This is a genomic window from Pedobacter agri PB92 (assembly GCF_000258495.1).
GTDB classification, from domain to species: domain Bacteria; phylum Bacteroidota; class Bacteroidia; order Sphingobacteriales; family Sphingobacteriaceae; genus Pedobacter; species Pedobacter agri.
In genome coordinates this window covers 1-649 of the sequence record NZ_AJLG01000352.1, presented here as the reverse complement: position 1 = coordinate 649, position 649 = coordinate 1, and the positions used below count along the sequence as shown (strand labels likewise).

The window sequence follows — 649 nt, the reverse complement described above, 5'->3', positions numbered from 1 at the left end:
GTAACCCGGGCTTAAGCTTAGATCCGGCGACTGGTGCAGTAAACGTAGCACCGAATACACCTGCCGGAACTTATACTCTGGTTTATCAAATTGAAGATAAATTAAACCCTGGCCAAACCAAACAAGCTTCTGTAACGGTAACTGTTGGTGCACCTACTTTGGTTGCAACTAACGATACAGGCTCTGCAAATGGCTTTGGTGGTGGTACTGCAGTTGCGGATGTATTGGCGAACGACACCTACAACGGTGCGCCAGCAACTTTGACAAATGTGACCTTAACCCAGGTTTCAACAACGAATACTAAAGTAACTTTAGATCCGGCAACCGGAAAAGTAAACGTTGCGGCGAATACGCCTGCAGGAACTTATACTGTTGTTTACCAGATCGAAGATAAACTGAACCCTGGTCAGACTAAAACTGCGAACGTTACGGTAACAGTAGATCCTATTGCGATCGTGGCTAACGGTGACTCAGGTTCTGCAAATGGTTTTACTGGTGGTACTGCTGTACCAAACGTATTGGCAAACGATACCTATAATGGTGCGCCAGCCAATTTAACTGAACTGACACTTACACAAGTTTCCACAACAAATACAGGTGTAACTTTAGATCCTGCAACAGGTGCTGTAAACGTAGCACCAAACACAAC

1 protein-coding gene is annotated in these 649 nt (G+C 45.1%); it reads left to right on the top strand.

Annotation, left to right across the window (positions count from 1 at the left end; genetic code table 11):
• On the top strand, positions 1 to 649 hold a 649-nt coding region (locus tag ON09_RS23835), incomplete at both ends, for a hypothetical protein (protein WP_010603584.1).